Below are 4,165 nucleotides of genomic sequence, written 5' to 3'. Positions count from 1 at the left end.
CGCATGGCCAATCAGCTGGCCGGTCGCGAGCTCTATCGCTGGTACACGCTGACCCAGGACGGCTCGCCGGTGCGCGCCAGCGACGGGCTCAACGTGACCCCGGACGCCGCCATGCAGGCGCCGCTCGCGCTCGACTGGGTGATCGTCTGCGGCGGCGTCGCCCCGCAGCACAGCGTGAGCCGCGAGCACATCCACTGGCTGCAGTCCCAGTCGCGCCAGCTGCGTCACCTGGGCGCCATCTGTACCGGCAGCTGGGCGCTGGCCAAGGCAGGGCTTCTGGATCACTACGAGACCAGCATCCACTGGGAGTGCCTGGCCTCGGTGCAGGAAGCCTTCCCCAAGATCGTGCTCACCACCAAGCTCTTTTCCATCGACCGCGACCGCTTCACCGCCTCCGGCGGCACCGCGCCGCTCGACATGATGCTCAACCTGATCGCCCACGACCACGGCAAGGCCCTGTCGGCGGGGATCTCCGAGATGTTCATCTACGAGCACATGCGCAACGAAAACGACCAGCAGCGCGTGCCGCTCAAGCACGTGCTCGGCACCACCCAGCCGAAGCTTCTGGATATCGTCGCGCTGATGGAGTCCAACCTCGAGGAGCCTTTGGAGCTCAACGAGCTGGCAAGCTACGTCGACGTATCCCGGCGCCAGCTCGAGCGGCTCTTCCAGCGCTACCTGCACTGCTCGCCGTCGCGCTACTACCTGAAACTGCGCCTGGTGCGAGCGCGCCAGCTGTTGAAGCAGACCTCGCTCTCGATCATCGAGATCGCCTCGATCTGCGGTTTCGTCTCCACCCCGCACTTCTCCAAGTGCTATCGCGAGTGCTTCGGCATTCCTCCGCGCGACGAGCGCATGGGCTGCCAGTCTCGCCAGGCCCCGAAGATCTCCTCCTCGGCCCTGATCCAGCACTGGGGCGTGGAGCCCGGCAGCGGCGAGCCCGCCTCGAGCGCGCTGCAGGCCCTGGCCTACGCCCAGGGCGAGCCGACCTTCGCCAGCGTCCCGCTGATCAACTGAGCGTCGCCTCCTTCCAGAAGCCGCCTGCGGGCGGCTTCTTGCGTTGTGGCCGCGCTCTTTTGCCTTGTCACGCCAGCTGCGGCGCGTCGCCACGGCCGGACGTCAACGGGTCGCCACGATGACGTTTTTGGAATTTCCGCCGTCGTTTCCAAGCGCAGAGCGGGGCCATCGCGGCGCTATGCTCCACCCTATGAACAATTATGGAGCCCCCTATGAGCCCTTCTGAACTGCATCAAGACGCCATCGTCATCGACGGCCTGATCATCGCCAAGTGGAACCGCGAGCTTCTCGAGGACATGCGTCGCGGGGGCTTGACCGCGGCCAACTGCACCGTCTCGGTGTGGGAAGGGTTCAAGGCCACCGTCGACAACATCGTCGCCTCCAACCAGCTGATGGCGGAGTGCAGCGACCTGGTGCGCCCGGTGCGCACCACGCGCGATATCACCCGCGCCAAGGAAGAGGGCAAGACCGGCATCATCTTCGGCTTCCAGAACGCCCACGCGTTCGAAGACCAGATCGGCTACGTCGAGATCTTCAAGCAGCTCGGCGTGGGCATCGTGCAGATGTGCTACAACACCCAGAACCTGGTCGGCACCGGCTGCTACGAGCGCGACGGCGGCCTCTCCGGCTTCGGTCGCGAGATCGTCGCCGAGATGAACCGCGTCGGCATGCTGTGCGATCTCTCCCACGTCGGCGCCAAGACCTCCGAGGAGGTCATCCTCGAGTCCAAGAAGCCGGTGTGCTACTCCCACTGCCTGCCCTCCGGGCTCAAGGAGCACCCGCGCAACAAGTCCGACGAGGAGCTCAAGTTCATCGCCGACCACGGCGGCTTCGTCGGCGTGACCATGTTCACCCCGTTCCTCAAGAAGGGCGTCGACTCCACCATCGACGATTACGTCGAGGCGATCGAGTACATCATGAACATCGTCGGCGAGGACGCCATCGGCATCGGCACCGACTTCACCCAGGGCCACGATCAGAACTTCTTCGAGTGGCTGACCCACGACAAGGGCTACGCCCGCCGGCTGACCAACTTCGGCAAGATCATCAACCCCGAAGGCATCCGCACCATCGGCGAGTTCCCCAACCTGACCGAGGCCCTGCTGCGGCGCGGCATGAGCGAGCAGCAGGTCAGAAAGATCATGGGCGAGAACTGGATGCGTACCCTGAAGGACGTCTGGGGCGAATGAACGACGCCCGCCCCGGGTTCGAGGGCGAGCACGCGAGAACAACGATAAGTGGAAGGAATGCAACCGTGACCAAGATGACTCCCGAACTTCCGATCGAAGTCGACAGCGAGACCGGCGTCTGGACGACCGATGCGCTGCCGATGCTGTACGTACCGCGCCACTTCTTCGTCAACAACCACATGGCCGTCGAAGACGCCCTGGGGCCGGCGAAGTACGCCGAGATCCTCTACCACGCCGGCTACAAGAGCGCCTGGCACTGGTGCGAGAAGGAGGCCGAGCTGCACGGCCTCGAAGGCGAGGAGGTGTTCGAGCACTACATGAAGCGGCTGTCCCAGCGCGGCTGGGGGCTGTTCATCACCGAAGAGATCGACCTCGACGCCGGCACCGCCCGGGTGCGCCTGGAGCACAGTGCCTTCGTCTACCAGATGGGCAAGGTGAACCGCAAGATCGAGTACATGTTCACCGGCTGGTTCGCCGGCGCCATGGACCAGATCCTGAGCGCGCGGGGCAGCTCGCTGCGCACGGTGGCAAAGCAGACCCAAAGCGGCGCCGAAGAAGGCTGTGATCACGGCCTGTTCGTCGTCACGCCCCTGAACTGAGGATCGCGCCATGGCATTCGAGGCACTGTTCAAGCCGATCCAGATCGGCAAGCAGACGATTCGTAACCGCGTGGTGAGCACCGCCCACGCCGAGGTGTACGCCACCGACGGCGGCATGACCACCGAGCGCTACGTCAAGTACTACGAGGAGAAGGCCAAGGGTGGCTGCGGGCTGTGCATCTGCGGCGGCTCGTCGATCGTCTCGATCGACAGCCCCCAGGGCTGGTGGAGCTCGGTGAACCTCTCCACCGACCGCATCATCCCGCACTTCCAGAATCTCGCCAATGCCGTGCACAAGCACGGCGGCAAGATCATGATCCAGATCACCCACATGGGGCGGCGCTCGCGCTGGGACGGCTACGACTGGTCGACGCTGCTCTCGCCCTCCGGCATCCGCGAGCCGGTGCACCGCTCCACCTGCAAGACCATCGAGGTCGAAGAGATCTGGCGCATCATCGGCGACTTCGCCCAGGCCGCGCGCCGGGCGAAGGAAGGCGGCCTCGACGGCGTCGAGCTGTCTGCGGTGCACCAGCACCTGATCGACCAGTTCTGGAGCCCGCGGGTCAACAAGCGTACCGACGAATGGGGCGGCAGCTTCGAGAACCGCATGCGCTTCGGCATGGAGGTGCTCAAGGCGGTGCGCGCCGAGGTCGGCGACGACTTCGTGGTCGGCATGCGCATCACCGGCGACGAGTTCCACCCGGACGGCCTCGATCACGAGGAAATGAAGCGCATCGCCGCCTACTATGACGCCACCGGCAAGGTCGACTACTTCGGCGTGGTGGGCTCGGGCTGCGATACCCACAACACGCTGGCCAACGTCATTCCCAACATGTCCTACCCGCCGGAGCCGTTTCTGCACCTGGCGGCGGGCATCAAGGAAGTGGTCAGCGTGCCGGTCATCCACGCCCAGAACATCAAGGACCCCAACCAGGCCCAGCGGATTCTGGAAGGCGGCTACGTCGATCTGGTCGGCATGACGCGCGCCCACATCGCCGACCCCCACATCATCGCCAAGATCAAGAACAACCAGATCGACCAGATCAAGCAGTGCGTGGGTGCCAACTACTGCATCGACCGCCAGTACCAGGGCCTCGACGTGCTGTGCATCCAGAACGCCGCGACCTCGCGGGAGTACATGGGGCTTCCCCACATCATCGAGAAAAGCGAAGGGCCCAGGCGCAAGGTGGTCATCGTCGGCGGCGGCCCCGCGGGCATGGAAGCGGCCCGCGTGTGTGCCGAACGCGGCCACGACGTGACGCTGTTCGAGGCCCGCGATCAGATCGGCGGGCAGATCACCATCGCCTCCAAGGCGCCCCAGCGCGACCAGATCGCCGGCATCACCCGCTGGTACCAGCT

4 protein-coding genes are annotated in these 4,165 nt (G+C 65.1%); all 4 read left to right on the top strand.

The features are described 5' to 3' along the window. Positions 1 to 1,017: GlxA family transcriptional regulator (locus tag BIS11_RS12145; protein ID WP_253586119.1), on the top strand; the 1,017-nt coding region annotated here is incomplete at its 5' end. 212 nt (positions 1,018 to 1,229) lie between these two features. After that, positions 1,230 to 2,207 (top strand): dipeptidase, encoded by a 978-nt coding sequence (locus tag BIS11_RS12140; RefSeq protein WP_253424063.1) that lies wholly within the window; start codon positions 1,230 to 1,232, stop codon positions 2,205 to 2,207. 65 nt (positions 2,208 to 2,272) lie between these two features. Continuing rightward, the gene (locus BIS11_RS12135; protein WP_253424067.1) at positions 2,273 to 2,806 is read left to right on the top strand and encodes a 4-vinyl reductase; all 534 of its coding nucleotides are present in this window, start codon (positions 2,273 to 2,275) and stop codon (positions 2,804 to 2,806) included. A 10-nt stretch (positions 2,807 to 2,816) separates the two neighbouring features. Then, positions 2,817 to 4,165, top strand: a 1,349-nt coding sequence (gene dgcA / locus BIS11_RS12130) for a dimethylglycine demethylation protein DgcA (RefSeq protein WP_253586117.1), incomplete at its 3' end; no start/stop codon positions are given.

The organism is Halomonas sp. 707D4 (assembly GCF_024158685.1).
In the GTDB taxonomy this organism is placed as follows: domain Bacteria; phylum Pseudomonadota; class Gammaproteobacteria; order Pseudomonadales; family Halomonadaceae; genus Vreelandella.
Note: the sequence above shows the minus strand (reverse complement) of the source record. Positions and strands in the feature narration are given on the sequence as shown.